The organism is Pseudoalteromonas sp. MBR-15 (assembly GCF_053628915.1).
In genome coordinates, this window is sequence record NZ_JBRJHH010000004.1 from 151,157 (window position 1) to 177,364 (window position 26,208).

Genomic DNA, 26,208 nt, shown 5'->3' on the forward strand with positions numbered 1-26,208 from the left:
CGAGTGACTATGAAACAGAGCTATTTTATTGCCGACCTCCATTTAACAGAAAACCGCCCTGATATCACTGCGGCATTCTTTGATTTTCTTGATGAGAAGATTATTAATGATGACGTAGATGCGTTATATATTCTGGGTGATTTTTTTGAAGTTTGGGTTGGTGATGACTATCAAACGACACTTTCAGAACGTGTCGCTGCACACTTAAGACAAGCAGCTGAAAGTGGTACTGAGCTTTTTTTCATACACGGCAATCGAGACTTTATTATGCGTGACGGCTATGCCAACAGCGCCAATATGACGTTGCTGCCTGAACAGGTTGTTATTGATTTATATGGCACGCCGACGGTGCTACTGCATGGCGATGAAATGTGTACTCAAGATATTGAATATCAAAAGTTTCGTAAAAAAAGTCGTGGTTGGTGGTGGCCTAAGCTCATGTTAGCGATGCCACTATGGTACAGAAAGAAAATTGCCCGTAACGCCCGCGAAAAGTCAAAACAAAGCCAAGCAGGTAAAGCTCTCGAAATTCTTGATGTAACCGAAGAAGCTGTACTTGCCATGTTCAAAAAGCACCACGTTGCAAATATGATCCACGGTCATACACACCGCCCAAATGTTCATCATTACACTGTTAATGGTAAAACGTTAATTCGTACTGTGTTAGGTGACTGGTATGAACAAGGCTCATATTTAAGAGTAACCCCCAACAATCAAGAACTCGTCCACACCCCCTTTAAATCGTAAGAATTTTAGCTATGCTTGAACAGAGTCTCCGTTTAAAGCGTGCCGTTTTATGATTACACGATTAACATGCCTGTGCTGCTTACTAGTTTGCTTTACACTCAATAGCCAAACTTGGCGGTTAGTCACAGAGCCTTTCCCACCTTTTTTAATCGATAATAGTGAAAAACCGGGTTGGGTTCATGAGGTGGTTATTGCCGCTTTAAAAAGTCAAAATAAAAAAGCCGTCATTGAATATACACAGTGGGCTCGGGCACTTAAATTAGCCAAACGACATAAGCACATTGCTGTTCTAGGTGCTTTTTACTCAGAAGATCGAGCCAAAGTATTTTATTATTCAAAACCTCTCGGCTTTGCCAATGTTGTCTTGTTTAAGCGCCAAGATGCCGTAATTCGTTACAATGGCTCTGTTGATTCTCTGAAACCTTATACCATTAGTATGGGGGAAGATTATGTGAGTAGTGAAGAATTTACGAACAACACAACATTAGGTATTACAACCACACGTGATTTAGTTGAAAGCCTTTACTTGCTTCAGCAAGAACGGGTTGACCTCGTAGCAGGTACGAAAGAAGTGGCTGAATACTGGCTCGCACATAATAGTAAATTACAAAACAGCGATGTGGTTGTTACCGCGTTAAAACCCAATCTTGCAACGCATCAACTCTATATCATTTCAGCTAAAAGCCATCCTCAATCAATTGAATTTCAAAACGAATTAGAAAAAGGCTTGGTCGAAATAATTAACAATGGCCAAGCAGAAATAATCCTTAATCGTTATCAACTAAGTGACAAAGAAAAACAAGCCTTCTACTCACCATTTCTTCGCACTGAGATGCCTTAAGCAGGCACCCCACTGTGAAATTTAAAATCGTCATCAGGCGTTGAAATTAACTCAGCTTCAATGTGCGCAAAAAATTCGACACGCTCGCTGATATCGAACTCACTGATCTCTTGCGCAAGTGTTAAATAGTCTTGGTAATGACGCGCTTCTGAGCGCAGCAATGAAATATAAAAATCACCTAAGCGTTTATCAACATGCGGCGCTAATTTAGCAAAACGCTCACACGAGCGTGCTTCAATATAGGCACCAATAATTAACTTATCAACTAAGGCATCTGGCTCGTAAGTTTTTACGTGGCGCAGCATCCCTTTGGCATAACGACATGGGGTAATACTTTTATACTCAATGCCATATTCATCCATAATCTCAAGCACTTGATAAAAATGATGCAGCTCTTCTTTAATCAGCATCACCATTTTATCAATGAGATCTTGCCCATAAGGTGAATCCGACTTTGGGATCATCGACTTAGTCAGCTTGTTTTTATCTGCAAGCTCACGCCAATCGCCGTCGCGCTTATAAATAAGTGTTTCAAAGGGCTTTAACCACTCAAGTAACGCATCCGCACTTTCTTTATCAACCGCATACTTACGAATTAAAAACATCGCACTCTGTGCCGCTTTTAATTCACAAATTAAGTGATCGATTAATACGATATCTAAGTTTTCTTTTTTGGTTGCCGCAACAATCCACTCATCGGGTGTTTCGCATTGCAAAAATGACTGTATCGGGGCTAATAATGCAGAGTAAGGCACTGATTCTATTCTCATCGTCAAACAAGCGTGCATTTTACCACATAAATATCGTTTCACTCCATGACCCAAATCAGGGCAAAAGTAATTTCTTATATGCACTAAAGAGTTACATCTTAACTGAGTATTCGATTATTTCAGCTTCTTGACAAGATTTAATAAGTGAACCATAACTTAATCAAAGCTGTACAAAAATAAAACAGCTCATATTCCTTTTTTACAGGGGCAACAATTATGATTCTAAACCATCTATGGGGCTTATATGCTCATCCACTCGAAGAGTGGCAAACCATTGATAACCGGCATGAAAGCTTGCGTTACAGCTTATCACATATCTTACTTATCGCGTGTATCCCCTCTATTATGGGGTATTACTCTTCAGTTCATTTGGGTTGGAGCATTGGCTCAGGTGAGGCAGTCTTTTTGACCCATGATAGTGCATTGCTTATCGCGGTTGCGATGTATTTTGCACTAATAGTAGGCGTATTTGCGCTGGCCTACCTTGCGCATTGGATGGCCGTTACGTTTGGAGCAAAACCGACCTTTACACAAACTTTGGAACTTGCTGCGTATACGGCAACACCGGTGTTTATGTCATCGCTTGCTGCATTTCTACCCGAGCTGTGGTTTGTCGTGTGTGTAGGCTTGGTCGCGCTTGCTTACTCGGTATATTTACTCTACACAGGGGTGCCCATTTTAATGCATATCCCTGAGGAGCGAGGTTTTATTTATGCCAGTTCAGTGGTCACATGCGGACTGATTTTATTGGTCATTATTTTAGCTGCAACCGCTATTTTGTGGACTAACGGCATTGTCCATCCTATGTTTACCTAACGGGAATTAAATCCTTTCTTTCCATAAACAAAAAAGGAGCCCGCAAGCTCCTTTTTTATTATTCAAGCGAGTTGCTAATTAATCAGCACCATTCTCTTCTTGATTGTGTAACTCTAAACCTGACGACATTGCATTTTCACGCGTTGATTTCGCTGAATCATTACGTAAGCGGTCAATGCGGTTTAGATAATCCTGATCAATATCACCCGTAATATACTGACCATCAAATACCGATGTTTCAAAACGTGTGATTTCAGGGTTCTCTTGGCTTACTGCCGAGATTAAGTCATCAAGTGACTGATAGATTAGGCCATCTGCACCAATACTTGCATTAATGTCTTCTACTTCACGGCCATGCGCAATCAGCTCAGCAGCCGAAGGCATGTCAATACCGTACACGTTCGGGAAGCGTATTTCAGGCGCTGCTGAAGCAAAGTATACATTTTTAGCACCTGACTCACGTGCCATCTCAACGATTTGCGCTGAGGTAGTGCCACGTACAATTGAGTCATCTACAAGCAGTACATTCTTACCTTTGAACTCACGGTCAATCGCATTTAATTTCTGGCGAACTGACTTTTTACGCATTTCTTGGCCAGGCATGATAAATGTACGACCAATATAACGGTTTTTAACGAAACCTTGGCGGTATGGCAAGTTAAGTACAGAAGCAATTTCCAGTGCGACATCACATGATGTTTCAGGAATAGGGATCACAACGTCAATGTCTTTATCAGCCCATTCACGTGCAATTTTTTCACCGAGCTTGGTACCCATGTTGACACGCGTTGCATACACTGACATACGGTCAATGTTTGAATCTGGGCGTGCAAAGTAAACAAACTCAAAAATACAAGGCGAGTAACTCGTTTTTTCAGCACAAGGTTGAGAGAAAAGCTGACCGTCTTCAGTCACATAAATCGCTTCGCCTGGCGCAACATCACGTACAAACTCAAAACCGTCTGTTTTTAATGCGACGCTTTCTGATGCAAACATATATTCTGTGCCGTTTGCCGTTTCACGCTTACCAAATACTAACGGACGAATACCATTCGGGTCACGAAAAGCAACAATACCGTGGCCGATGATCATTGCAATTGTTGCATAGCCACCATTTACTTTATTGATTACTTCAGTGACAGCATCAAAAATGTCTTGTGCTTCAAGCTTTAATTTATTTGGCTTACTTAACTCATGCGCCATGATATTAAGTAAGATTTCAGAGTCTGATGTTGTATTAACATGACGGCGAGCTTCTGAAAATAATTGCTGCTTTAATGCTTCTGCATTTGTTAAGTTACCATTGTGCGCAAGTGCAATACCAAATGGCGAGTTAACATAGAAAGGTTGCGCTTCAGACGAGCTAGATGAACCAGCTGTCGGGTAGCGAACATGGCCAATACCAATCGTTCCTTGTAGACGCTTCATATGACGGGTATGAAATACATCTTTAACTAGGCCATTGGCTTTACGTAAGCTAAACGTGTTGTTTTCAATGGTAATGATGCCAGCTGCATCTTGACCGCGGTGTTGCAAAACAGTTAAGCCATCATATATCGCCTGATTAACAGGAGAAGTTCCGACTATGCCAACGATACCACACATTAAATTTATCCTCGCCGATTAACGGTTTACAGAATTTAAAAAACTTGAGTTGTTTTCGAGGTACGAAAAGAACCACTCAACAACAAAGCCAAATTCTGGAATCAAAATAGAGTTGCCCCACCAATGCGTATTAGGCGCACCGGTAAAAGCATCAAGAAAGAAGAGTAACGCGCTCACGACCAACACGCCTCGAAGCGCACCAAACACTATGCCAAAAACACGGTCGGTGCCAGATAAACCGGTACGTTGTACAAGCTCACCTAAAATATAGTTTAGTAATCCACCTAACAGGAGTGTCGCAAAAAATAATATGGCTATTGCGGCAGCATTTCTTAAAAGGGGTTCTGAAATACTTGTTAGGAAGGATGCTAAATATTGGTAAAACAAGCTAGAGATGATAAATGCGCCAGCCCATACAGCCAATGACATTGCTTCTTTTACAAAGCCACGTATTAAGCCAATGATGGTAGACAGTGCAATGATGCCAAGTATGGCGTAATCAACCCAGATCATAATAACCAACTAGTCGTTAATTTGGGGCGCATTCTATACCCAAACCACCTGTAGATGCAAGATTTCAGCATGATATAAAACGTATTTAGACAAGGCATTGATTGCAGGCAATAGTGATATCTTGGCTAAATCAACAAGGCAGTAAAAACATGTTTTAGCCATGCCCTTTGGCACGTTACAAGGGGGGCTGTACGGTGTTGTGGCAACTTAAATGATACTTGAGCTGTATCGCCACCCGTTCGGTGAAAGCCCCCTTGTCGCTGTTACAGGATTCGGTAGGGGGTTAAGGGGTTATACCAATCCGCAATTAGACTAAATCACTTTAATGGACTAAATAAGCGCATTGGTATGAAAGCGTGCAACTTAGGTCAGATCACTTTGTTACTTCAAACTGAGTAACTTTGCCATTTAACTTGGTTAGCTGTTTTAACTCGGGCAGTTTACTCTCAAGCTCTTTCTTATTCAGTGACGGACCCACAAAGACTTTTGTTAAAGTGCCATTAGGGGTCTTAATTGGACGAGTGAAGGTTTTAAAGCCGTTTGCTTTTAGCTTTTCTTGCAGTGATTTAACGTTTGGAGCGTGCGAAAAGCTACCGAGTTGAATCACATAAGCCATTTGCGTCAAGTTTTCTTCGGCTTTGCGTGCCGGTTCTGCTGTTTTTTCAGCAGGCTTAGGCTGCGCTTTAACTTGCGTTTTAACTTCCGCTTTAGGCTCTATTTTAGCAATAGTCACGGTGTCGTCTGTCGATGCTTCGACCATTTTGGCGGGTTCATCGATTTGTTTAACGTGGTCTGAAGCAAGCTTTGCGTCATCGGCCTGAATATCTTCTACCGGCGCTGCTAAGGGCTGCTCTGTTGAGGCGACCTTATTATCAATCGCCTCTTGTAAGTCAATCGTCGTGAACTCTGGGCGTTCAGGGATCGCTTTAAAGCCGTCTGTGTAATGAACCTTCTCTCCATCCAAAATATTTGGAATAAAGACAATAGCCGCTACAACCACAATGGTGGTCCCTACTAAGCGATTAATAAACCCTGCGTTCACCGAATTCCTCTCTATTTTTTAAAGTAGTTAATGGCTGCAGCCACAGTGATAAACGAACCAAACACAATCACTAAGGTGTTCGCATCGACTGTTTGCACTATTTTATCCAGCGCAGCTTCTACATTGGGGTAATGCGTGCTTGGTGCTGTCGATGGTGTCTCAGCCAGTGCCTTCGCTAGATTTTCAACTGTGTCTCCACGAAAACAATCTAAGCTCGCTAATGACCACTCATCAACCACATCTGCCACGGCCGACATCGCAGCCACTTTATCTTTATCTGCAAGCATAGCGACTAATGCATGAATTTTAAACCCTTGATCTTTATACACGCTTAATTTGCGCGCTAAATAACGTGCTGACTCAGGATTATGTGCAACATCGGTAAAAACACGTGGTGTGTCGCTTAATTGTTGAAAGCGCCCTTCTACCGTTAAATTTGCCAAGCACTCACGCACCTGCTGCTCACGTGGTAAAAGTGCAAGCTTGCTTAATAACGTCAGTGCAGTTGCAGCGTTTTGACAAGGGATGGCAGGCTTTGCAAAGCGCCAGTTATTTCCCTGATACTGCCAATTAAACCCGTCTGCGTCCTCGGCAAAAGTAAAATCACGGCCAGATAACACCATATCCGCGTTAATTTCATTACCGTAATCGGTAACCGTATGAGGTATATTTAAATCGCCAACAACTGCGGGAGTATTGTTACGAAAAATACCGGCTTTATCGTAACCGACAAGCTCACGTGTATCACCTAGGTATTCTTTATGATCAAGGTCGATGGTTGTAATCACACAGGCATGCGGTGTAACAATATTTGTTGCATCGTATCGTCCACCTAACCCGACTTCTAACAGCACGTAATCAACAGCATGGCGTTTAAAGATAGCTAACGCGCCTAAGGTGCCATATTCAAAATAAGTCAGTGACGTGTCACCTCGGCCTTTTTCGAGCATATCAAACGCATCAACATGAAATTGATCGTCCAGCTCTTGTCCGTTAATACGCACTCGCTCGTTATATCGAATTAAATGAGGAGAAGCATACGTACCAACACTAAAGCCTTGCGCCAGAAGAAGGCTTTCAAGACAACGCGCAGTCGTGCCTTTACCATTCGTACCTGCGATAAGGATAATTTTACTAGGGCTATTGAGTAAATCGACTTGATTAGCAACGCGTGCAACGCGCTCTAAGCCCATCTCAATATTTGCAGGGTGGATACTTTCTAAATAACAAAGCCAATCATCAAGGCTCGATGATTGGCTAGGAAGGATTTCTGTCATAGCGTGTAATCAGTTAAGCTGAAATTTACGCTACTCTATGCTCTTGTTCGGTAGAAGGCAAGTTCATAAATTTTGCGAGGATGCGAGCAAGGGTGTCACGCATTTCACGGCGGTCAACTATCATGTCAATTGCACCGTGCTCTAACAAGAATTCACTGCGTTGGAAACCTTCAGGAAGCGTTTCACGTACTGTTTGCTCAATAACGCGCGGGCCTGCAAAACCAATTAATGCTTTTGGCTCAGCGACATTAACGTCACCTAACATGGCAAGTGATGCAGATACACCGCCCATCGTTGGGTCTGTTAATACTGAAATAAATGGCAAGCCTTTTTCGCTCATTTTAGCTAAAGCTGCACTTGTTTTAGCCATTTGCATTAATGACATTAATGCTTCTTGCATACGCGCACCGCCCGATGCAGAGAAACAGATAAGCGGCATGTTGTGCTCTAAACATTGGTCAACAGCATCAACAAAGCGTGCACCTACAACCGACGCCATTGAACCACCCATAAATGAGAACTCAAATGCAACAGCAGCGACTGGAATACCTTTTAAACGGCCTTTCATTGCAACAAGTGCGTCTTTTTCACCGCTTACTTTTTGCGCCTGCGTGATACGATCTGAATACTTTTTAGAGTCTTTAAACTTTAAAACGTCCTTTGGTTCATGCTGTGCACCAATTTCTTGGCGGTCAGCGTCATCTAAAAAGTTTTCAAGACGCTTACGACCACTTAAACGCATGTGGTGATCGCATTTAGGGCATACATTGAGTGCTTTTTCTAATTCTGCTTTATATAAAATTGAATCACAGTCTGTACACTTAGCCCAAACCCCTTCAGGGATTTCTTTACGACCTGACGATTTAGTCGTTTTAGGTAAGATTTTTTCTAACCAACTCATTTGCAACTCTCTTAATACTGTTCTGTGTCGCAGTCTGCTAAAGTGAAATACCACTTAGTAATTTACACAAGAAATAAGCAGACAGATTTTTTCAATTAAAACATGAATTACCCGCAGACGATATAAAAAACTGGTCTTAGTAGTGAGCCATTCGCAGTTAACTATCTGAATCAGGTAAGAACAAAGGTCCTAATGGGGTTTTAGGAATACCAAAATGCTCAGGGTAATCCACGTCCACTAAATACAGTCCCGCCGCTTTTGCAGTGGCACTTGCCTTTGCACGCTCTTTTAAATCAAGTAATTCTTTTAACCACACTGGCTCATGCTTATGTAAGCCAATATCCATTAAACAGCCCGTGATATTTCTCACCATATGGTGCAAAAATGCATTGGCTTTAATGTCAATAACGACATAGTCACCCTGACGTTTTACAGACAAGTGATGAATCGTTCTATTTGCCGTATTCGCTTGGCAATGCAGTGCGCGAAACGAAGTAAAGTCATGCTCACCTATTAAATACTGACAGGCTGCTTGCATTTTAGTTTCATCTAGTGGGTGATGAAAGTGCGTCACCCCTTCGCTCATAATTGCGCCACGATAAGTGTAATTGTAAATCACATAACGATATCGACGCGCCGTCGCACTAAAGCGAGCATGAAAATCTTCATCAACAGGCTTTGCAAAACGTATCGAAATATCTTTAGGCAGTAAGGTATTCATGCCCATCGTAAACGCGACCATTTCACGTTCTGCGTGTGTATCAAAGTGCACGACTTGCCCAGTGCCATGCACTCCAGCATCAGTTCGGCCAGCACAGACTATTTCAACGGGGTGATTACAAATGCGCGACAACGCAGTTTCTACTTCTTGTTGTACGCTATTAACATGTGACTGGCGCTGCCAACCACTATAACGTGCGCCGTTGTACTCTACTCCAAGTGCTACTCGCATAATGACATATTTACCTAGTGTGCTTAATGACGGGGCATTTTATGCGATCTACGAGCGCAATAAAAGCCACCATCGCAGATCACACAATGCTGTGTGCTCAGATATTAATCGTCTTCAATATTATCTAAGCCCTTCGTGCCTTCTTTAGCCCGTAGCTTGTGATGTATTGCCGACTTAATGAGCATGTAGCCACTGATAGGTGCAGTAATTAATAAAAAGATAGAAATTAAAATTTCTTTTACGCTCACGCCATCGTGGGTGTAAGTAAAATAAACCATGGCAGCAATGAGTAACGATGCCATACCTAATGTTGTTGCTTTCGTTGGCCCATGTAAACGCATGAAGAAATCAGGCATTTTAACTAACCCTATTGAGCCTATTAAAATAAAGCAACCACCAATTAATAATAAGATTGATACAATCCACTCACTCATCATCTGTTACCTTATTCAATAATATCGCCGCGTAGCAGGTACTTACATACAGCTACGGTGCTCACAAAGCCCAACATGGCGATAAGTAAAGCCGCTTCAAAATAAAGCCCTGTATCCATGCTCATCCCATACAGAATGATCAATGCGATGGTGTTGATAAACATAGTATCAAGAGCCAAAATGCGATCAGGCACTGATGGCCCCGCAATCAAACGCCACAAGTTAAGCAATAACGATATTGCGATCATGGCGTAAACAATTAAAAAAACCGTATCTAGCATCGAAAAATCTCCTTAAGCGGTGCTTCGTAGCGCTGCTTAATCGTATTAATTAACACCTGTTCATCTGCTAAGTCCAAGACATGAATTAACAAATAGCGTTGCTGTACTTCTTCCCCTTCCGCAAGTGATTCAGGAATAGGATACACCTCAGCACTTACCGTACCTGGGGTTAGCGACACGGTGCTTGCCAAAATTGTGATTGGCATTTCATGACTTAAATCGAGAGGCACTTTAACAAACCCCGGACGCAACTTTTTAGTTGGTCCCAAAATTAAAAGTGCAACTTGCAAATTGGCTGTGACAATATCGTATAAAACTAACAATAAATGTCTAAATGCCAGCCCCGGTCTTACAATTAACGGTTGCGGGTCACGAAATGGAAAAGTAATCCACGGGATCGTGATAGCAAAGAAAGCAGCCAACAATAGGTGCCCAGGTGACACGCTATTATTTAATAGCAGCCACACAATAAATAATAATACGCTGCGAAATGGCGTAGGTAGCCAACGAAAACGAGCTTCTAACCGCATTTACTGGCCTCCATGTAAAACATCATTGATACCACTGTTTATGTCGAACAGTTGCTCTGAGGTCGCCAACATAAATTCAGACACTGGCCCAGCAAAAATAACCATCAACGGCGAGCAAATTAATAGCGTCATTAATGCAATCACTTTCAGTGGGTGTGCATTGACGCCTTTTATTGCATCGCTGTCTTTGTGTTTATGATCCCAAAACAAGCTTGTACCTGCACGAGAAATAGCCACCAAAACAGCCAAACTCGCTAAAAGGTAAATAGGCCAAAATAACATGGCTTTTTCGCTATCTAGGGTACTCTTTAAAATCCAAATTTTACCCACAAAGCCCGACAGCGGTGGCATACCCACAACAGTAAGCGCGGCTATCACAAAACTAATCCCCAACAAAAATGGCTGAGCGACAGCGCGTCCTGCAACTAAACGGTCTGCAACTTTACCACGCTGAAGCGCGACCAAGTCAGCAAGTAAAAACAACACGGCGCACACGATAGTCGAATGCACTAAGTAATACAGTAATGCCGCAGTTGCCGCTACATTTTGAAGCGCAACAAGTGCCACTAACGTACCGACTGATACGATGACTAAGTTAGCCACCAGTTTTCTAAAATCTTGGCTGGCAAGGACACCAATGGCCCCCATTACAATGGTAGCAAGTGCTAAACCCCATAACCAAGGTTGAGCCATGTGCGCAAGCTCGCCTGCATTATCACCAAAAATAACGGTGTATACACGCAGCATGGCGTATACACCCACTTTAGTCATAATAGCAAAGAGTGCAGCCACAACCGGTAATGCGCTTGCGTAGGTGTTCGGCAGCCATAGGTGCAGCGGTAATAACGCACCTTTTAACGCAAACACGACAATAAGCAACAAACCACCTATTTTTGCTAAATAAACATCATCCCCTGTAAGCAAAGGCACTTTTTGGGCTAAATCAGCAATATTCAATGTGCCTAGTACACCGTAGAGCACGCCTAATGCTATCAGGAACACGCTTGAACCAATTAAATTTAAACTCACATATTGCAACGCAGCTCGGGTGTTGTGTTTGTCGCCAGCATGCATTAATAATGAGTATGAAGCGATGAGCAATACTTCAAAAAAGACGAACAGGTTAAAGACATCTCCCGTTAAGAACGCGCCATTCACACCTAAGATCAAAAAGTGCACTAATGGGTGGAAAAAACTGCCTTTTTTGTCATCTCCGGCACAGCTATAAAGTACAACAACAGCCCCCAGTAAACTGGTTAAAAGCACTAACAATGTCGCTAATCTGTCGGCCACTAATACAATGCCAAACGGTGCTGACCAATCGCCAATAGCATACACAAGTGGCGTAGTATCATTCACATACACTAATAAACCAGCGCTAATGAGCACGGTGATCACAGCCATAATCACCGACATAACACGGCGAATATAGAGGTTTTTCCCACAGGGCGGCATTAAAAGTATAACGCCTGTTAGCATAGGGATTAAAATAGGCAATGAAGCTAAATGCTGGATCATTTTTGCTCCTTCGACGATTTAACCAGGTGTCCGTCTACATGGTCGTTACCTAAATCTGCGCGACCACGAATAGATAAAATCACCACAAAGGCCGTCATTGCAAAGCCAATAACAATGGCCGTTAATACTAACGCTTGCGGTAACGGATCGGCATATTCACTGCCACTGCCAAGCACAGCCGCTCTATTGATGGTTAAACGGCCTGATGAGAATAAAAATAGGTTTACCGCGTACGATAACATGGTTAAACCAAGCACCACCGGAAAGGTTCGTGCTCTTAAAATTAAGTAAATTCCACACGCGACAAGCACGCCCACGCATGATGCGTACAATACTTCCATTAAATATTTACCTCTTGCTTGGGTGTATCAGCAGTGAGTTTTCCTAAACTTGCTAAAATCATCAGCGTTGCACCTACAACAGTTAAATACACACCTAAATCAAACATGATAGCACTGGCAAGTTCTGTCTTGCCGACTAGCGGTATATCAAAATAATCAAACCATGTTGTTAAGAATGGACGCCCAAACACCCAACTTCCTAACCCCGTGAATAAGGCAATGGCAATACCGGAAGCGATAATCTTACGGTAATTCACATCAAAACGTGCCGCAATCCAGTTAGAACCGTTAGCCATATATTGCAAAATAAAGGCAATCGCAGTCACTAACCCCGCTATAAAACCGCCTCCTGGTAAGTTATGACCACGCAAGAAAATGTACGCAGACACCAATAACGCAAGCGGTAATAAGCTTTGTGAAATACTGGCAAGTAAAATGGGGTATCGTTCACGTGCCCAAGGTCGCCCTTCACTATCACTTGCTGGCATAAATAATGGCAAGTTAATTAATAGTTTATAAATACCCAGTGCAGCGATACCTAACACGGTGATTTCACCTAATGTATCGAATCCCCTAAAATCAACAAGGATCACATTTACAACGTTGGTTCCCCCACCGCCTGTTTTTGCATTTGCCACAAAAAAGTCTGAAATAGACTCAAGCGGTCTAGTTAGGAGTGCATAACAGATACTCGCTATAACAACACCAAATGCAGAGGATATACCTAGGTCACGTAACATGCGTAATGAGCTTGATTCTTTTGGTGTGCGCTGTGGTAAGAAAAACAGCGCAAGCATCAGTAGAATAACAGTCACTACTTCAACCGTTAATTGAGTTAATGCTAAGTCAGGTGCCGAGAATCGAGTAAATGCGACCGATACCATTAAGCCCACGATTGAAATCATGATCAGTGAAATCATACGAGAGCGATGCCAAATAACAGTTGCCAGCGCACCAATAATTAATAAGCCAGCCCCTATCGCATTATGAAAATCAATCGGCGTTAGTTCACTTGCCCCTGCTAGTTGGCGCATTTCAAACAGTGGCCAACCTGCACATAAAAGAACCACCGCAATCATCACAAAAGCATAGCGTTGCAGCGAGCCATTTTCGATACGATTAACTTTCTGTTGCGACCACTTAATAACACTGTACAAGCCAAGGTCGAATCCTTTTTTAGCATTCAGCGTGGGGAGCGATGCTTGGAAATGGAACAGGTGTTTGCGCTGCACATAAATGATGATACCGCAACAGGTCGCAATAAAGCTCATTAACAGCGGAAGGTTTAAACCATGCCAAACAGACAGCTTATAGGCTGGCGCCGCATCACCTAAAACTGCAAATGACGCTGAAGCCAAAATATCGCTGACCGCAAAATGCGGGAACATACCGACTAATATGCACACTACGACTAATATTTCGATTGGTACTCGCATATAGCGCGGCGGTTCATGAGGCGTTTTTGGCAAATCAATTGGGTCACCATTAAAAAAGACATCATGAATAAATCGCGCCGAATAAGCGACTGAGAGCGCACCTGCAACGGTCGCTAAAACAGGGATTAACCATGACATTGAACCAAGCACTTGTTGATGCAGTGTTTCTGCAAAAAACATCTCTTTCGATAAAAAGCCGTTCAGTAGTGGCACACCCGCCATTGCCGCTGCTGCGACCATTGCTAATGTGGCGGTATATGGCATAAAACGCCACATACCATTGAGTTTACGCATATCGCGCGTGCCCGTTTCATGGTCAATAATACCGGTGGCCATAAATAAAGACGCTTTAAATGTCGCATGGTTAATAATATGAAAAATAGCGGCCACAGTCGCAAGCTCTGTATCTAAACCAAGCAATAAGGTAATAAGGCCCAAATGACTAATTGTTGAGTAGGCAAGCAGCCCTTTTAGATCATGCTTAAAGAGCGCAACGTAAGCACCAACAAGCAACGTTGATAACCCTGTCATAGCAACCAAAATAAACCACGTATCGGTTCCTGATAAGGCAGGATAAAAACGGGCGAGTAAAAAGATCCCTGCTTTAACCATGGTTGCCGAGTGTAAATACGCACTCACAGGTGTTGGCGCTGCCATGGCATGCGGTAACCAAAAATGGAATGGGAATTGCGCCGATTTAGTAAACGCCCCCAACAGCACAAGTACCAATGCCACTTCATATAAATCATGCGATTGAATCAGTGTCTTACTGGCTAAAATAACATCTAAATTATAACTACCAACAATATCGCCGATGAGTAATAAACCCGCTAATAACGCTAAACCACCTGCACCAGTAATTGCCAATGCCATGCGCGCACCTTTACGTGCTTCTGACTTATCCCACCAATAGCTAATTAGTAAAAACGAGCTAATGCTGGTTAGCTCCCAAAATAGCCATAATTGAATCACGTTATTTGACATGACAATGCCAACCATGGCTGTCATGAATAGCATTAGATAGCAGTACAACTTCGGTAAAGAGTCATCTTTGCTCAGGTAATAGCGAGCATAGAATATGACCAAGACACCAATGCCTAATATCATATACAGAAACAGCAAGGTTAGGCCGTCAAGCCTAAATGAAACTTGCATGTTGAGTAGCGGGATCCAGTCCGCGCTATAACGGATTATTTCGCCAGAAAAAACTGCAGGCGTAAACGAGAATACAATTCCAAGGGCAATCAAAGGCGCTAACATGGTCAAAGCCGTACTTTGATTTCGCGTTAGTTTTGAAGTGCAGGATGAAATAACACTGCCGATTAAGGATAACAGGGGTATCCAGAGCAAAGTCATAATAAGGAGCCTTTTTGTGTCATAAGAATATCAATACCGCTGCTAGTTATAGTTAGGTGCGTACTGTTCATTTGGATGGTTAAAAGTTGGCTTCAAAAAAAGCTTACAGTGCGTATAGTTATACTGATCAGGTGCTATTTTGTCTATAGGAGAGCAGCCTATTCGCACATTTTTTAACCGCTTTGTATGTTAAAATAGCAATAATTCTACGATTAGTCAGAAAATTTATCCAAGCTTGAAGCTGTTGTTATCGTTGGCTTTACACCTAAAAACGTGAAGTAATCAATAAACCTTATCGGCTTTGTTAAGGGCTGGTTAATTTGTTTTTGCCAAAGTTGTCTGTATTGCTGTGATAACGCCATTGTTTGGTATTGCATAATTGACCAATTAGGGCTGGGTTTATACGCCATTGAATTCTGGCATGCGCGGCTCTTCTGCCAACCACTTGGTGGCAATACATCATTGGCAATGAATAAATTAGGCGCTACTTTACCCTGCAGTTTACACAACCACTGCTGTTTTTTCTCTGGAAGTGGGTATTCATCCTCAAAACCATTAAAGTGCATTAGCTCATGCAAAAACACTTTATAGCTCTGTTGAGAATTAATATGCATAATCCCCCCAACCACATTTGCCGCGCCCGACTCTGACATCATTACGATAAAGTCAAAGCCTGCAGGCCAATTGTATGCAACAGCGTTTTCCCAATTACACTGAAGTGCCATATCATGATTACGGCAAGAAAACTGATCGCCAACGTAGACAATTTCACTAAAGCAAAAACTATTCTTCTCTGGCTCTGGTTTAGCTTGGTAAAAACGTTTAAATGATTTCAGTGCATTAATTCCTGCATGATGATCAGTCAACATCAACACATTAAATTTACACTGTGGCATGACACTCACTGTGTGTAATGACAGTGAAAAATCGTGACGTTTTGCAAAATCGGCCTTTATATACTCTGCATCCGAGCGCTGGCGTAACAACCAAGCTTGCCTCGCATCGCCTTGTGGCAAACGATTCGTTTGCCACAACCACTCAATTGACTGCCACTGCTGCTGAGCAATCAAGTTGTCTGCTAAGGCTTGTTGTTGGTTCACAGCATAATTATCAAACTCGGATTGCCACCACAGCTTAGCTGCCGCAGGGTTACCTTGTTGTAGAAAGCGTAATGCAAGTTGGTAGTGAGCATCTAACTCACCTAGTTCAGCGAGTTGCCGTAATTGAACATTATCAACAAGGGTAAGGTTTGAACTTACAACAGTGGGAGCCAAATAGTAAATGGCCACAGCACGTGTTGGGGTTTTATTAAAATAATAAAGATACGAAGGCGTGAAGTCAGATACCGAGCTTGAGAGAGTGCTCAAGCTCAGTAATAACCCGCCTATCAGGTAAACATTAGCTCGCGTCTTCACCAGCCATTAACTCAAGCTCTAGACGCGCATATTTATATTCAACAAACTCATGCACATTTGTTGCAAGGGCAAGCCTAAAATAATCAGCCGCAATGTAATCATTACCTGCTGCTTGATGTAATTTAGCTAAATAGAAATACGCCTCGCACAAACGATGCGCGTACTCTTGCTCAGAAGTAACCCCTTCAATAATACCTGATAAGAATTCAAACTCACTGATTTCGCCTAAATACAATGCAAGTAATTGATAACCCCATTGGGATTCGTCAACCCCTTGTGAATTGGCTTTTAAATCAATCAGCGCTTGCTGCTTGTCAGCGTCTGCTTGTGCTAGGTAAAGCCATAAAACACGATAAGGGTCACTGGGTGAGCGGTCTAAAAACTGCTGTAAGTCGTCTTGCGCTAATAATGGACGATTTCCATAATACAACGCAATTCCGCGGTTTAAATAAGCATATTCATGCTGTTCATTGAGTTCCAGCGCCGAGTCAAAAAGCTCATACGCCTGCTCATACTGTTGCATAAGCGTGTGATGAATACCTAAAAAGTTATACACTTCTGCTAAATCAGGCTTTAGTTTAATGGCCCGATTAAAGTCTATACGCGCTAATGTCGACATGCCCAAACTGTCAAATAACACACCGCGATCATAATAAAGTTTTGCTTGTTGTTCTGCACTTAAATCGGTGCGATTAAGCAGCTCTGAATAACGGGCTATGGTAATTTCATTTCGAAAATCAGACGCTAATGGTGCGGTGAACGGCACATTAACAATAGGGACTGACTCAGGCTGAGAAGTTGTTTGACATGCACTTAAAGAAAAAATAGCCACAGCTGTCAATGCTAAGTGTTTAAAAATCATTAAAGTCCTTAATACCTGAATTCTCTGTAGACAAAGTTGAAGCGATTGAGTTTCATTAAAGCATAAAAAAAGGGGCTAAACAGCCCCTTTTTCTTGTATCCAGTAAATTACTGGAAAATCAAACCTTATTCAGCGTCTTTAGGCGCTTCTGCTGTTTCTTCAGCAGCCGGTGCCATCGCTTCTTTGATACTTAAACGTACGCGACCTTGGCGGTCAACCTCAAGTACTTTTACTTGTACTTCTTGGCCTTCGCTTAAGTGATCAGTAACGTTGTTTACGCGCTCAGTGCTGATTTGAGAAATATGCACTAGGCCATCTTTACCCGGAAGGATATTAACGAATGCACCAAAATCAACGATACGAACAACTTTACCTGTGTAGATTGTGCCTACTTCAAGTTCTGCTGTTAATTGCTCAATGCGCTTGATTGCATTATTTGCGCTAATGCCGTCAGTTGCTGCAATTTTGATTGTACCATCGTCTTCGATTTCAATCGTTGTGCCTGTTTCTTCAGTAAGTTGACGAATCGTTGCGCCACCTTTACCAATTACTTCAGCAATTTTCTTCGCCGGAATTTGCATCGTGTAGATACGCGGAGCGAACTGAGATAACTCTTCAGAAGGAGCAGAAATCGCTTCGTCCATTACACCTAAGATGTGTAAACGTGCAGCTTTTGCTTGTTTAAGCGCGATTTGCATGATTTCTTGTGTGATACCTTCGATTTTGATATCCATTTGAAGTGCAGTGATACCGTCTGAAGTACCCGCAACTTTAAAGTCCATGTCACCTAAGTGATCTTCATCACCTAAGATGTCAGAAAGAACAACAAAGTTTTCTTCTTCTTTAACAAGACCCATCGCAATACCTGCAACAGAGGCTTTAATAGGCACACCCGCGTTCATTAACGCAAGAGAAGTACCACATACAGACGCCATTGAAGATGAACCGTTAGACTCGGTGATCTCAGATACAACACGGATTGAGTAAGGGAACTCAGTTAGTGTTGGCATTACAGCTTGGATACCACGCTTAGCTAGGTTACCGTGGCCGATTTCACGACGCTTAGGTGAACCAACAAAACCTGTTTCACCTACGCAGAACGGAGGGAAATTGTAGTTAAGCATAAAGTGGTTTTTGTGCGTGCCCGTTAAATCATCAATTAACTGTGAATCACGTTCTGTACCAAGCGTTGCAGTAACAAGTGCTTGTGTTTCACCACGTGTGAAGATAGCAGAACCGTGAGTACGCGGTAATACACCCGTCATTACGTCTAGTGCACGGATCATATCTGGTTCACGACCATCGATACGTTTTTCACCGGCAGTGATACGGCCACGAACAATTTTCTTCTCTAAAGAACCAAATACTTTACTTACTTCTTGAGTATCAAGTGTTTCGTCTTCAGCAAGCTCAGCAGAAAGCGCTTCAATAACAGCGTCTTTAGCTGCGCCTAACGCTTCTTTACGCGCTACTTTGTCAGTGATGCGGTATGCTTCACCCACTTTATCAGCAGCAAGTTCAGCCACTTTCTCTTCAAGTGCAACGTTCTTTTCTGGTGCAGTCCAATCCCATGTAGGCTTGCCCGCTTCTGCTTTGAACTCATTGATTGCATTGATGATAGCTTGAGATTGCTCATGACCATATACAACAGCGCCTAACATAACATCTTCAGATAGCACGTTCGCTTCAGACTCAACCATTAATACCGCGTTGTCTGTGCCCGCAACCACTAAATCAAGTTGGCTTTCTTCAAGTTCTTTTAACGTTGGGTTTAGAACGTATTCGCCGTTGATGAAACCAACACGTGATGCACCGATAGGACCATTAAATGGAATACCAGAAATTGCAAGCGCTGCTGATGTACCAATCATTGCAACCATATCAGGTTGGATTTCAGGGTTTACAGAAACAACTGTCGCGATAACTTGTACTTCATTTACGAAGCCATTCGGGAAAAGTGGACGAATTGGACGGTCAATTAAACGTGCAATAAGTGTTTCGCCATCGTTAGGACGACCTTCACGCTTAAGGAAACCACCAGGGATACGACCCGCAGCGTACATACGCTCTTGGTAGTTAACTGTTAGTGGGAAAAAGTCTTGACCTGGTTGTGCATCACGCTTACCAACAACAGTAACAAGTACTGAAGTGTCGCCAATGCTTGCAAGTACAGCGCCGTCAGCTTGACGAGCGATAGCACCTGTTTCTAGTGTCACAGTGTGTTGACCTAGTTGAAATTCTTTAATTATTGCTTGCACTTAAAAATGTCCTTTAAATGTAGAAGCAACTCAGAAAAATTAGCCCGTAGGCTGCATCTCTGAATTGGTAAAAATAGTCCATCAAAGTACCAATTACAGTACTTAATTAACCTTAAGTAAAATCAATTAAGTACTACAATTGGCAATGATGATTTTTCAAACACTTAGCAACCTGTGCTACTAAGTTGTGCGCTAGTATACCTTTCATACGCGCACAAAAAAAGGGGCTATATAGCCCCTTTTCTTGTAATCTAGTTCTTAGCGACGTAGGCCAAGCTCTTGGATTAACGCAGTGTAACGTGCAATGTCTTTACCTTTAAGGTAATCAAGCAGTTTACGGCGTTGGCTTACTTTGCGAAGAAGACCACGACGTGAGTGGAAATCGTGCTTGTGATCAGCAAAGTGACCTTGAAGCTTGTTGATATCGAACGTTAGAAGTGCAACTTGTACTTCAGGTGAACCAGTGTCGCCTTCAGCGCGTGCAAATTTAGCAATGATTTCAACTTTTTCTTGATTGCTTAGTGACATAGTAACTCCAAAAATTAATTTAAATTGTGTCTTAGCCGATCACTAATTCAGCCAAAACGATTGAGCGGGCGTATTCTACCAGCTTTAGCAATAACTACAAGGTAATCTTTACTCAGGCAGTTGATTCGATAAACCACGCTTTGATTTTAGGTGACCGTCTTTATGACGCTCGCCTGTGCCAATGAATATACCATCAGCCATTACTTTCACCACACCATCAGGCACGGGCTTACCAATCACCACGGTTTGACCATGGCTAAATGCCATACCTTGTTCTTTACTAATTTCAATCACAGGTAAGTCAACCAACGCGGTATCCATGGGTAACAAAAGCGCATCTAAATAAGTAGACGGTGCAACGTCATCGGCTTTAGCTTGTTGCAATTTTTCTTCAAGTTGCTCAAGCGTCACCATTTTATCACTCGGATAATGACCAACAGCACTTCGGTGCAACATAATAACGTGTGCGCCACACCCTAACTTTTCACCAAGGTCATCCACAATAGTGCGAATATACGTCCCTTTCGATACATGGGCGGTCATTTGCACTTCGTTATTTGCTTCATCAAACTCATCAAGCGTTAAACTAAACACATTAATTTTTCGGCATTTACGCGGTACCTCAATGCCCTCGCGTGCATATTTATATAAAGGCTGGCCTTGATATTTTAATGCTGAGTACATTGATGGGTATTGGTCCGACTCACCTAAAAAACTTGCGATCTCTTGCTCGAGTTGAGCACGAGTTACCGCTACTGGACGCGTTTCAACAACTTCGCCATCCGAATCTGAGGTGGTTGTACGTTCCCCAAGTTTAGCGCGTACGACATACGTTTTGTCCGTGTCTAACAAAAACTGGGTAAACTTAGTTGCTTCACCAAAACAAATCGGCAGCATGCCTGTTGCAAGCGGATCGAGCGCGCCGGTGTGCCCAGCCTTCTGTGCAAAGTAAATGCCCTTTGCTTGCTGCAATGCTTTATTAGACGAGATACCTTGCGGCTTGTTAAGTAATAAAATGCCGTCAATTGCACGGCCTTTACTGCGTCTAGCCATTAGTCTTTAGTACCTTCTTCGCTATCATCTTCGTTGACATGCTTTGCATTATCTTCACGAATAACCGAGTCCACTAAATTTGAAATACGCATACCTTCCATCAGTGAGTTATCAATGACAAAACGTAACTCTGGCATAATGCGCGCACGAATGCGTTTACCTAATAAAGAACGAATATAACCCGTTGCTTCATTCAGGATTTTAGCGCTCTGCTTGGCTTTATCTTCATCATCAGTATTGAATACTGTAATAAATACTTTTGCGTACGAAAGATCGCGAGATACCTCAACTGCAGACACCGTTACCATACCTAAGCGCGGGTCTTTAATTTCGCGTTGAAGAATAACAGCAATCTCTTTTTGAATTTGCTGTGCAACACGATCAGTGCGAGAAAATTCTCTCATTATACTTCACTCTAAAATTTTAACTTATTGATATATATAAATAAGTTAATTTAATTACGAATACACAAATGGGGGCTTAGCCCCCATTTATAATAGTGACTTAGACGAAATTAAAGTGAACGTTGTACTTCAACCGTCTCGAACACCTCGATTTGGTCGCCAACTTTAACATCGTTATAGTTCTTAACGCCGATACCACATTCCATACCGTTACGAACCTCCGCTACGTCATCTTTAAAGCGACGTAATGATTCAAGCTCACCTTCATAGATAACCACGTTATCACGAAGTACACGGATAGGTGCGCTACGCTTAACGATACCTTCGGTCACCATACAACCAGCGATAGCACCAATCTTAGGTGACTTAAACACGTCACGAACTTCAGCAAGACCAATGATCTCTTGCTTAAATTCTGGTGCAAGCATACCAGACATGGCTTGTTTAACTTCTTCGATCAGGCTGTAGATTACGCTGTAGTAACGTAGGTCTAGGTTTTCTGATTCAATCACTTTACGTGCTGATGCATCGGCACGAACGTTAAAGCCTACAACGATTGCATTAGAGGCTGCTGCAAGTGTTGCGTCAGTTTCGGTGATACCACCTACGCCTGAACCAACAATCTTCACTTTAACTTCATCAGTAGATAGTTTAGTTAATGAATCAGCAATTGCTTCAATTGAACCTTGTACGTCCGCTTTAAGTACCACGTTAACTTCAGAAACATCGCCTTCAGTCATGTTAGTAAACATGTTTTCAAGCTTCGCTTTTTGTTGACGCGCTAGTTTCACTTCACGGAACTTACCTTGACGATATAAAGCAACTTCACGGGCTTTACGCTCGTCTTTAACCACCGTTGCTTCATCACCTGCAGCAGGGATACCAGAAAGACCTAGAATCTCTACAGGAATAGATGGGCCCGCAGACTTAATGTCTTTACCGTTCTCATCTTTCATTGCACGTACACGGCCGTATTCAAGGCCACATAGTACGATATCGCCTTGGTTAAGCGTACCAGATTGAACTAAGATAGATGCAACTGGACCACGGCCTTTATCTAAGCGTGATTCGATTACAACACCCGCAGCCATCCCTTCTGATGGTGCAGTTAGTTCTAAGATCTCAGCTTGCATTAATACCGCTTCAAGTAAGTCATCAATGCCTAAACCTGTTTTTGCAGAGATATGGACGAATTGCGTGTCGCCACCCCACTCTTCAGGAATAACGTCTAGCTGTGCTAATTCGTTTTTAACGCGATCTGGATCTGCGCCTTCTTTGTCCATTTTGTTTACAGCGATGATTAGAGGCACGCCAGCTGCACGCGCATGCTGAACCGCTTCTTTAGTTTGTGGCATTACACCATCATCTGCTGCAACAACAAGGATTACGATATCAGTGGCTTTTGCACCACGAGCACGCATTGAGGTAAATGCGGCGTGACCTGGTGTGTCTAAGAACGTGATCATGTTGCCATTTGTTTCAACATGATAAGCACCAATGTGCTGAGTGATACCACCCGCTTCACCTGATGCCACTTTCGCTGAACGAATGTAGTCAAGTGTTGACGTTTTACCATGGTCAACGTGACCCATTACTGTCACAACCGGTGCACGAGGAAGCGCTTTGCCTTCTTCGTTACGGTCGTTTAGCACTTTCTCTTCTAATTCATTTTCTTTAACAATGATAACCTTGTGTCCCATTTCTTCAGCAACAAGCTGTGCTGTTTCTTGGTCGATCACTTGGTTGATGGTAACCATGTCACCCATTTTCATCATTGTTTTAACAACTTCGGCACCTTTAACAGCCATACGCGATGCAAGTTCAGCAACAGTGATAGTTTCACTGATACGAACTTCATTTTTAACGTCTGCGGTTGGTTTTTGGAAACCATGCTGTAACGATGTAGGCGCTTTAAGCTTGCCTTTTTTACCTTTAGGTGCAACAAATTTTTCTTTTGCTGGACCTTTTTTCTTTTTCTTAGCACGGCGAGCAGTTTGCTCTTCACGAGCATCAGACTCATCTTCTGCTTCACGTGCATAAGTTGAAGTCGTAAGGTGGTGATCAGCGCTTTCTTCACGCTGCTTACGCTCTTCTTCTTCTTTCTTCCAGCGAGCTTCATTTTCTTCAGCTAGCTTTCTTGCCTCTTCTGCTTGACGTTTCGCTTCTTCTTCAGCTTTTCTCAATGCGGCCTCTTCTGCTTCTTTTTGCAGACGCTCAGCTTCGGCGCGATCTTTTTCAGACTTAGCACTTTGTTCTGGGGTCATCTGCTTCTGTTTCGCTTTACGCTCAGCTTCAGCTTTGCGTTTAGCCTCTTCTTTGGCTTTACGCTCAGCTTCTTCTTTCGCTTTACGTTCTGCCTCTTGTTTCGCTTTTAGCTCCTCAGCTTCTTGCTGGGCTTTAAGCTCTGCTGCTTTACGTGCAGCTTCTTCTGCAGCTAAACGCTCTTCTTCTTGCTGTTGCTCAATGGCGCTTTTCTTAACATAAGTACGTGTTTTACGTACTTCTACTTGTACAGACTTTGCTTTACCTGTAGAACCAGTCACACTCAGTGTGCTCTTGCTTTTACGTTGCAAAGTCATGCGAGCAGGGCCTTCCGAGCCCGTGCCGCCATGCTGCTTGCTAAGGTGATCAAGTAACGTTGACTTTTCAGCCTCGCTCACCATATCACCTGCTTTTTTAGAAATACCGGCTTGCTCAAGCTGCTGTAGTAACTTATCAACAGTTGTACCAATATCTCCGGCTAGTTTTTCAACATTTACTTCTGCCATAGTGTGTAATACCTCCGTTAATAAATTACTCGTCTGCGAACCAACAAATGTTACGCGCAGCCATAATTAGTTTGCCAGCTTCTTCTTCTGAAAGCTCAGTGATATCAACTAACTCGTCGATACCTTGCTCGGCTAAATCTTCTAATGTTATAACACCTTTACTTGCCATAACGAATGCAAGGTGACGCTCTAAACCTTCAAGGGCTAATAAGTCCTCTGCAGGTTCTGCACCTTCTAGGCTTTCTTCAGTTTTAAGTGCTTTGGTTGTCAGTGCGTCTTTCGCACGTGAACGTAAAACATCAACTGTTTCTTCGTCTAAGCCATCAATTTCTAAAAACTCTGATGCTGGTACGTAAGCAACTTCTTCAAGGGTTGAGAAACCTTCGTTGATTAATAATGTTGCAAACTCATCATCGATATCTAGGTACTCAGTAAATAAGTTGATTAACTTGTCTGACTCAGCTTCATTTTTCGCACGCATTTCATCAACCGTCATTACGTTTAATTCCCAGCCAGTTAACTGGCTAGCAAGACGAACGTTTTGACCATTTCGACCAATTGCTTGCGCTAGGTTATCAGCTTCAACAGCGATATCCATTGAGTGTGTGTCTTCGTCCATCACGATAGATGCTACCTCAGCAGGTGCCATCGCGTTAATTACGAATTGCGCTGGGTTATCATCGTAAAGTACGATATCAACACGCTCACCACCAAGTTCAGTAGACACCGCTTGAACACGCGCACCACGCATACCTACACAGGCACCTACTGGGTCAATACGTTTGTCATTTGACTTAACAGCGATTTTCGCACGTGAACCTGGATCACGCGCTGCTGCACGTAATTCAATCATTTCTTCGCCAATTTCTGGCACCTCAATGCGGAATAGCTCCATGAGCATTTCAGGCTTAGAACGCGTTACGAATAACTGTGCGCCACGCGCTTCAGGTTTAACTTCGTAAAGAAGACCACGAATACGGTCGCCCGGACGGAAGTTTTCACGCGGTAGCATGTCGTCACGGTAAATAACCGCTTCTGCATTGTTACCAAGGTCAAGTACGATAGCATCACGCGTTGCTTTTTTAACAACACCCGTTACTAACTCACCTTGTTGGTCTTTGTATTCTTCAACAACAAGTGCACGCTCAGCTTCACGTACTTTTTGTACGATAACTTGCTTAGCCATTTGTGTTGTAATACGGTCAAACTTAATTGACTCAATTTGTTCTTCTACGTAATCACCCATTTGCAATTCAGGGTCTTCAACTTGTGCCGCTTCAAGCGTGATTTCGCTATATGGGTGCTCAAGTGAACCATCTTCTTGCACAGGAGCGATTTTCCAGCGACGGAATGTATCGTAATTACCTGTTTTACGGTCAATTGATACGCGAACGTCAATTTCACCATCGTGTTTTTTCTTTGTTGCAGTCGCTAATGCGAACTCTAACGCTTCAAAAATCTTTTCTTTTGGAACCGCTTTCTCATTGGAGACGGCTTCAGCAACCAATAATATTTCTTTTGCCATGGGTTATGCCTCGCTTGCCCTATTCCTTCGCACTC

Annotated in this window: 24 protein-coding genes; 3 read left to right on the forward strand and 21 right to left on the reverse strand. The window is 42.7% G+C overall.

The window, feature by feature from the left end:
• The first annotated feature begins 9 nt into the window (after positions 1-9).
• The gene (locus ACSSVW_RS07365) at positions 10-747 is read left to right on the forward strand and encodes a UDP-2,3-diacylglucosamine diphosphatase (protein WP_074988632.1); all 738 of its coding nucleotides are present in this window, start codon (positions 10-12) and stop codon (positions 745-747) included.
• Positions 748-796: 49 nt separating this feature from the next.
• Positions 797-1,588 (forward strand): substrate-binding periplasmic protein, encoded by a 792-nt coding sequence (locus tag ACSSVW_RS07370; protein ID WP_454179083.1) that lies wholly within the window; start codon positions 797-799, stop codon positions 1,586-1,588.
• On the opposite strand, the gene miaE is transcribed toward ACSSVW_RS07370, so the two are convergent.
• The gene (miaE, locus tag ACSSVW_RS07375) at positions 1,585-2,343 is read right to left on the reverse strand and encodes a tRNA isopentenyl-2-thiomethyl-A-37 hydroxylase MiaE (protein ID WP_036971653.1); all 759 of its coding nucleotides are present in this window, start codon (positions 2,341-2,343) and stop codon (positions 1,585-1,587) included. The genes ACSSVW_RS07370 and miaE overlap by 4 nt on opposite strands.
• A 231-nt stretch (positions 2,344-2,574) precedes the next feature.
• Here miaE and ACSSVW_RS07380 point away from each other — a divergent pair, with 231 nt between their 5' ends.
• Positions 2,575-3,174: a Yip1 family protein gene (locus ACSSVW_RS07380; RefSeq protein WP_036969848.1), complete on the forward strand. Its 600-nt coding sequence runs from the start codon at positions 2,575-2,577 to the stop codon at positions 3,172-3,174.
• A 78-nt stretch (positions 3,175-3,252) separates the two neighbouring features.
• Here the strand turns inward: ACSSVW_RS07380 and purF are convergent, their stop codons facing one another.
• The 20 genes from purF to nusA all read right to left on the reverse strand — a co-directional run bounded on the left by purF (position 3,253) and on the right by nusA (position 26,173).
• Entirely contained in the window at positions 3,253-4,779 is a 1,527-nt protein-coding gene (purF, locus tag ACSSVW_RS07385) for an amidophosphoribosyltransferase (RefSeq protein ID WP_065978800.1), read from the reverse strand.
• A gap of 18 nt (positions 4,780-4,797) precedes the next feature.
• Complete coding sequence (locus ACSSVW_RS07390; protein ID WP_036969851.1) at positions 4,798-5,292, reverse strand: CvpA family protein; 495 nt, start codon at positions 5,290-5,292, stop codon at positions 4,798-4,800.
• 373 nt (positions 5,293-5,665) lie between these two features.
• Entirely contained in the window at positions 5,666-6,334 is a 669-nt protein-coding gene (locus ACSSVW_RS07395; RefSeq protein WP_065978799.1) for an SPOR domain-containing protein, read from the reverse strand.
• Between the two features lie 11 nt (positions 6,335-6,345).
• On the reverse strand, positions 6,346-7,611 hold the full coding sequence (gene folC, locus ACSSVW_RS07400) for a bifunctional tetrahydrofolate synthase/dihydrofolate synthase (RefSeq protein ID WP_065978798.1): 1,266 nt from the start codon (positions 7,609-7,611) through the stop codon (positions 6,346-6,348).
• A gap of 25 nt (positions 7,612-7,636) precedes the next feature.
• A complete protein-coding gene (gene accD, locus ACSSVW_RS07405; RefSeq protein ID WP_036969857.1) occupies positions 7,637-8,512 on the reverse strand; it encodes an acetyl-CoA carboxylase, carboxyltransferase subunit beta in 876 nt (291 codons plus the stop codon).
• 157 nt (positions 8,513-8,669) lie between these two features.
• On the reverse strand, positions 8,670-9,464 hold the full coding sequence (truA, locus tag ACSSVW_RS07410) for a tRNA pseudouridine(38-40) synthase TruA (protein ID WP_036969860.1): 795 nt from the start codon (positions 9,462-9,464) through the stop codon (positions 8,670-8,672).
• 104 nt (positions 9,465-9,568) lie between these two features.
• Positions 9,569-9,901 (reverse strand): Na+/H+ antiporter subunit G, encoded by a 333-nt coding sequence (locus ACSSVW_RS07415; protein ID WP_036969868.1) that lies wholly within the window; start codon positions 9,899-9,901, stop codon positions 9,569-9,571.
• An 8-nt stretch (positions 9,902-9,909) separates the two neighbouring features.
• Positions 9,910-10,179, reverse strand: coding sequence for a K+/H+ antiporter subunit F (locus ACSSVW_RS07420; protein ID WP_036969869.1), 270 nt, complete (start codon positions 10,177-10,179; stop codon positions 9,910-9,912).
• Complete coding sequence (locus ACSSVW_RS07425) at positions 10,173-10,709, reverse strand: Na+/H+ antiporter subunit E (protein ID WP_036969871.1); 537 nt, start codon at positions 10,707-10,709, stop codon at positions 10,173-10,175. Before ACSSVW_RS07425 ends, ACSSVW_RS07420 begins: the two co-directional genes overlap by 7 nt.
• Positions 10,710-12,227: a monovalent cation/H+ antiporter subunit D gene (locus ACSSVW_RS07430; protein WP_454179084.1), complete on the reverse strand. Its 1,518-nt coding sequence runs from the start codon at positions 12,225-12,227 to the stop codon at positions 10,710-10,712.
• Positions 12,224-12,568, reverse strand: a complete 345-nt coding sequence (locus ACSSVW_RS07435) for a Na+/H+ antiporter subunit C (RefSeq protein WP_065978797.1) — start codon at positions 12,566-12,568, stop codon at positions 12,224-12,226. Before ACSSVW_RS07435 ends, ACSSVW_RS07430 begins: the two co-directional genes overlap by 4 nt.
• Positions 12,568-15,360 carry a monovalent cation/H+ antiporter subunit A gene (locus ACSSVW_RS07440; RefSeq protein WP_036969881.1) on the reverse strand — a complete coding sequence of 931 codons (2,793 nt, stop codon included), beginning with the start codon at positions 15,358-15,360 and terminating at the stop codon, positions 12,568-12,570. Before ACSSVW_RS07440 ends, ACSSVW_RS07435 begins: the two co-directional genes overlap by 1 nt.
• 212 nt (positions 15,361-15,572) lie before the next feature.
• Entirely contained in the window at positions 15,573-16,727 is a 1,155-nt protein-coding gene (locus ACSSVW_RS07445; protein WP_454179085.1) for a hypothetical protein, read from the reverse strand.
• Positions 16,728-16,758: 31 nt separating this feature from the next.
• Positions 16,759-17,637 (reverse strand): lipoprotein NlpI, encoded by an 879-nt coding sequence (gene nlpI / locus ACSSVW_RS07450; RefSeq protein WP_036969883.1) that lies wholly within the window; start codon positions 17,635-17,637, stop codon positions 16,759-16,761.
• A gap of 125 nt (positions 17,638-17,762) precedes the next feature.
• A complete protein-coding gene (gene pnp / locus ACSSVW_RS07455) occupies positions 17,763-19,895 on the reverse strand; it encodes a polyribonucleotide nucleotidyltransferase (RefSeq protein WP_036969884.1) in 2,133 nt (710 codons plus the stop codon).
• A gap of 258 nt (positions 19,896-20,153) precedes the next feature.
• Entirely contained in the window at positions 20,154-20,423 is a 270-nt protein-coding gene (rpsO, locus tag ACSSVW_RS07460; protein ID WP_036969894.1) for a 30S ribosomal protein S15, read from the reverse strand.
• Positions 20,424-20,531: 108 nt separating this feature from the next.
• Entirely contained in the window at positions 20,532-21,476 is a 945-nt protein-coding gene (gene truB, locus ACSSVW_RS07465) for a tRNA pseudouridine(55) synthase TruB (RefSeq protein WP_065978794.1), read from the reverse strand.
• Positions 21,476-21,880 carry a 30S ribosome-binding factor RbfA gene (gene rbfA / locus ACSSVW_RS07470; RefSeq protein WP_036969898.1) on the reverse strand — a complete coding sequence of 135 codons (405 nt, stop codon included), beginning with the start codon at positions 21,878-21,880 and terminating at the stop codon, positions 21,476-21,478. The genes truB and rbfA overlap by 1 nt, the downstream gene beginning before the upstream one ends.
• A 110-nt stretch (positions 21,881-21,990) precedes the next feature.
• Positions 21,991-24,648, reverse strand: coding sequence for a translation initiation factor IF-2 (gene infB, locus ACSSVW_RS07475; protein WP_065978793.1), 2,658 nt, complete (start codon positions 24,646-24,648; stop codon positions 21,991-21,993).
• A gap of 25 nt (positions 24,649-24,673) precedes the next feature.
• A complete protein-coding gene (nusA, locus tag ACSSVW_RS07480) occupies positions 24,674-26,173 on the reverse strand; it encodes a transcription termination factor NusA (protein ID WP_065978792.1) in 1,500 nt (499 codons plus the stop codon).
• Between the last annotated feature and the right edge of the window lie 35 nt (positions 26,174-26,208).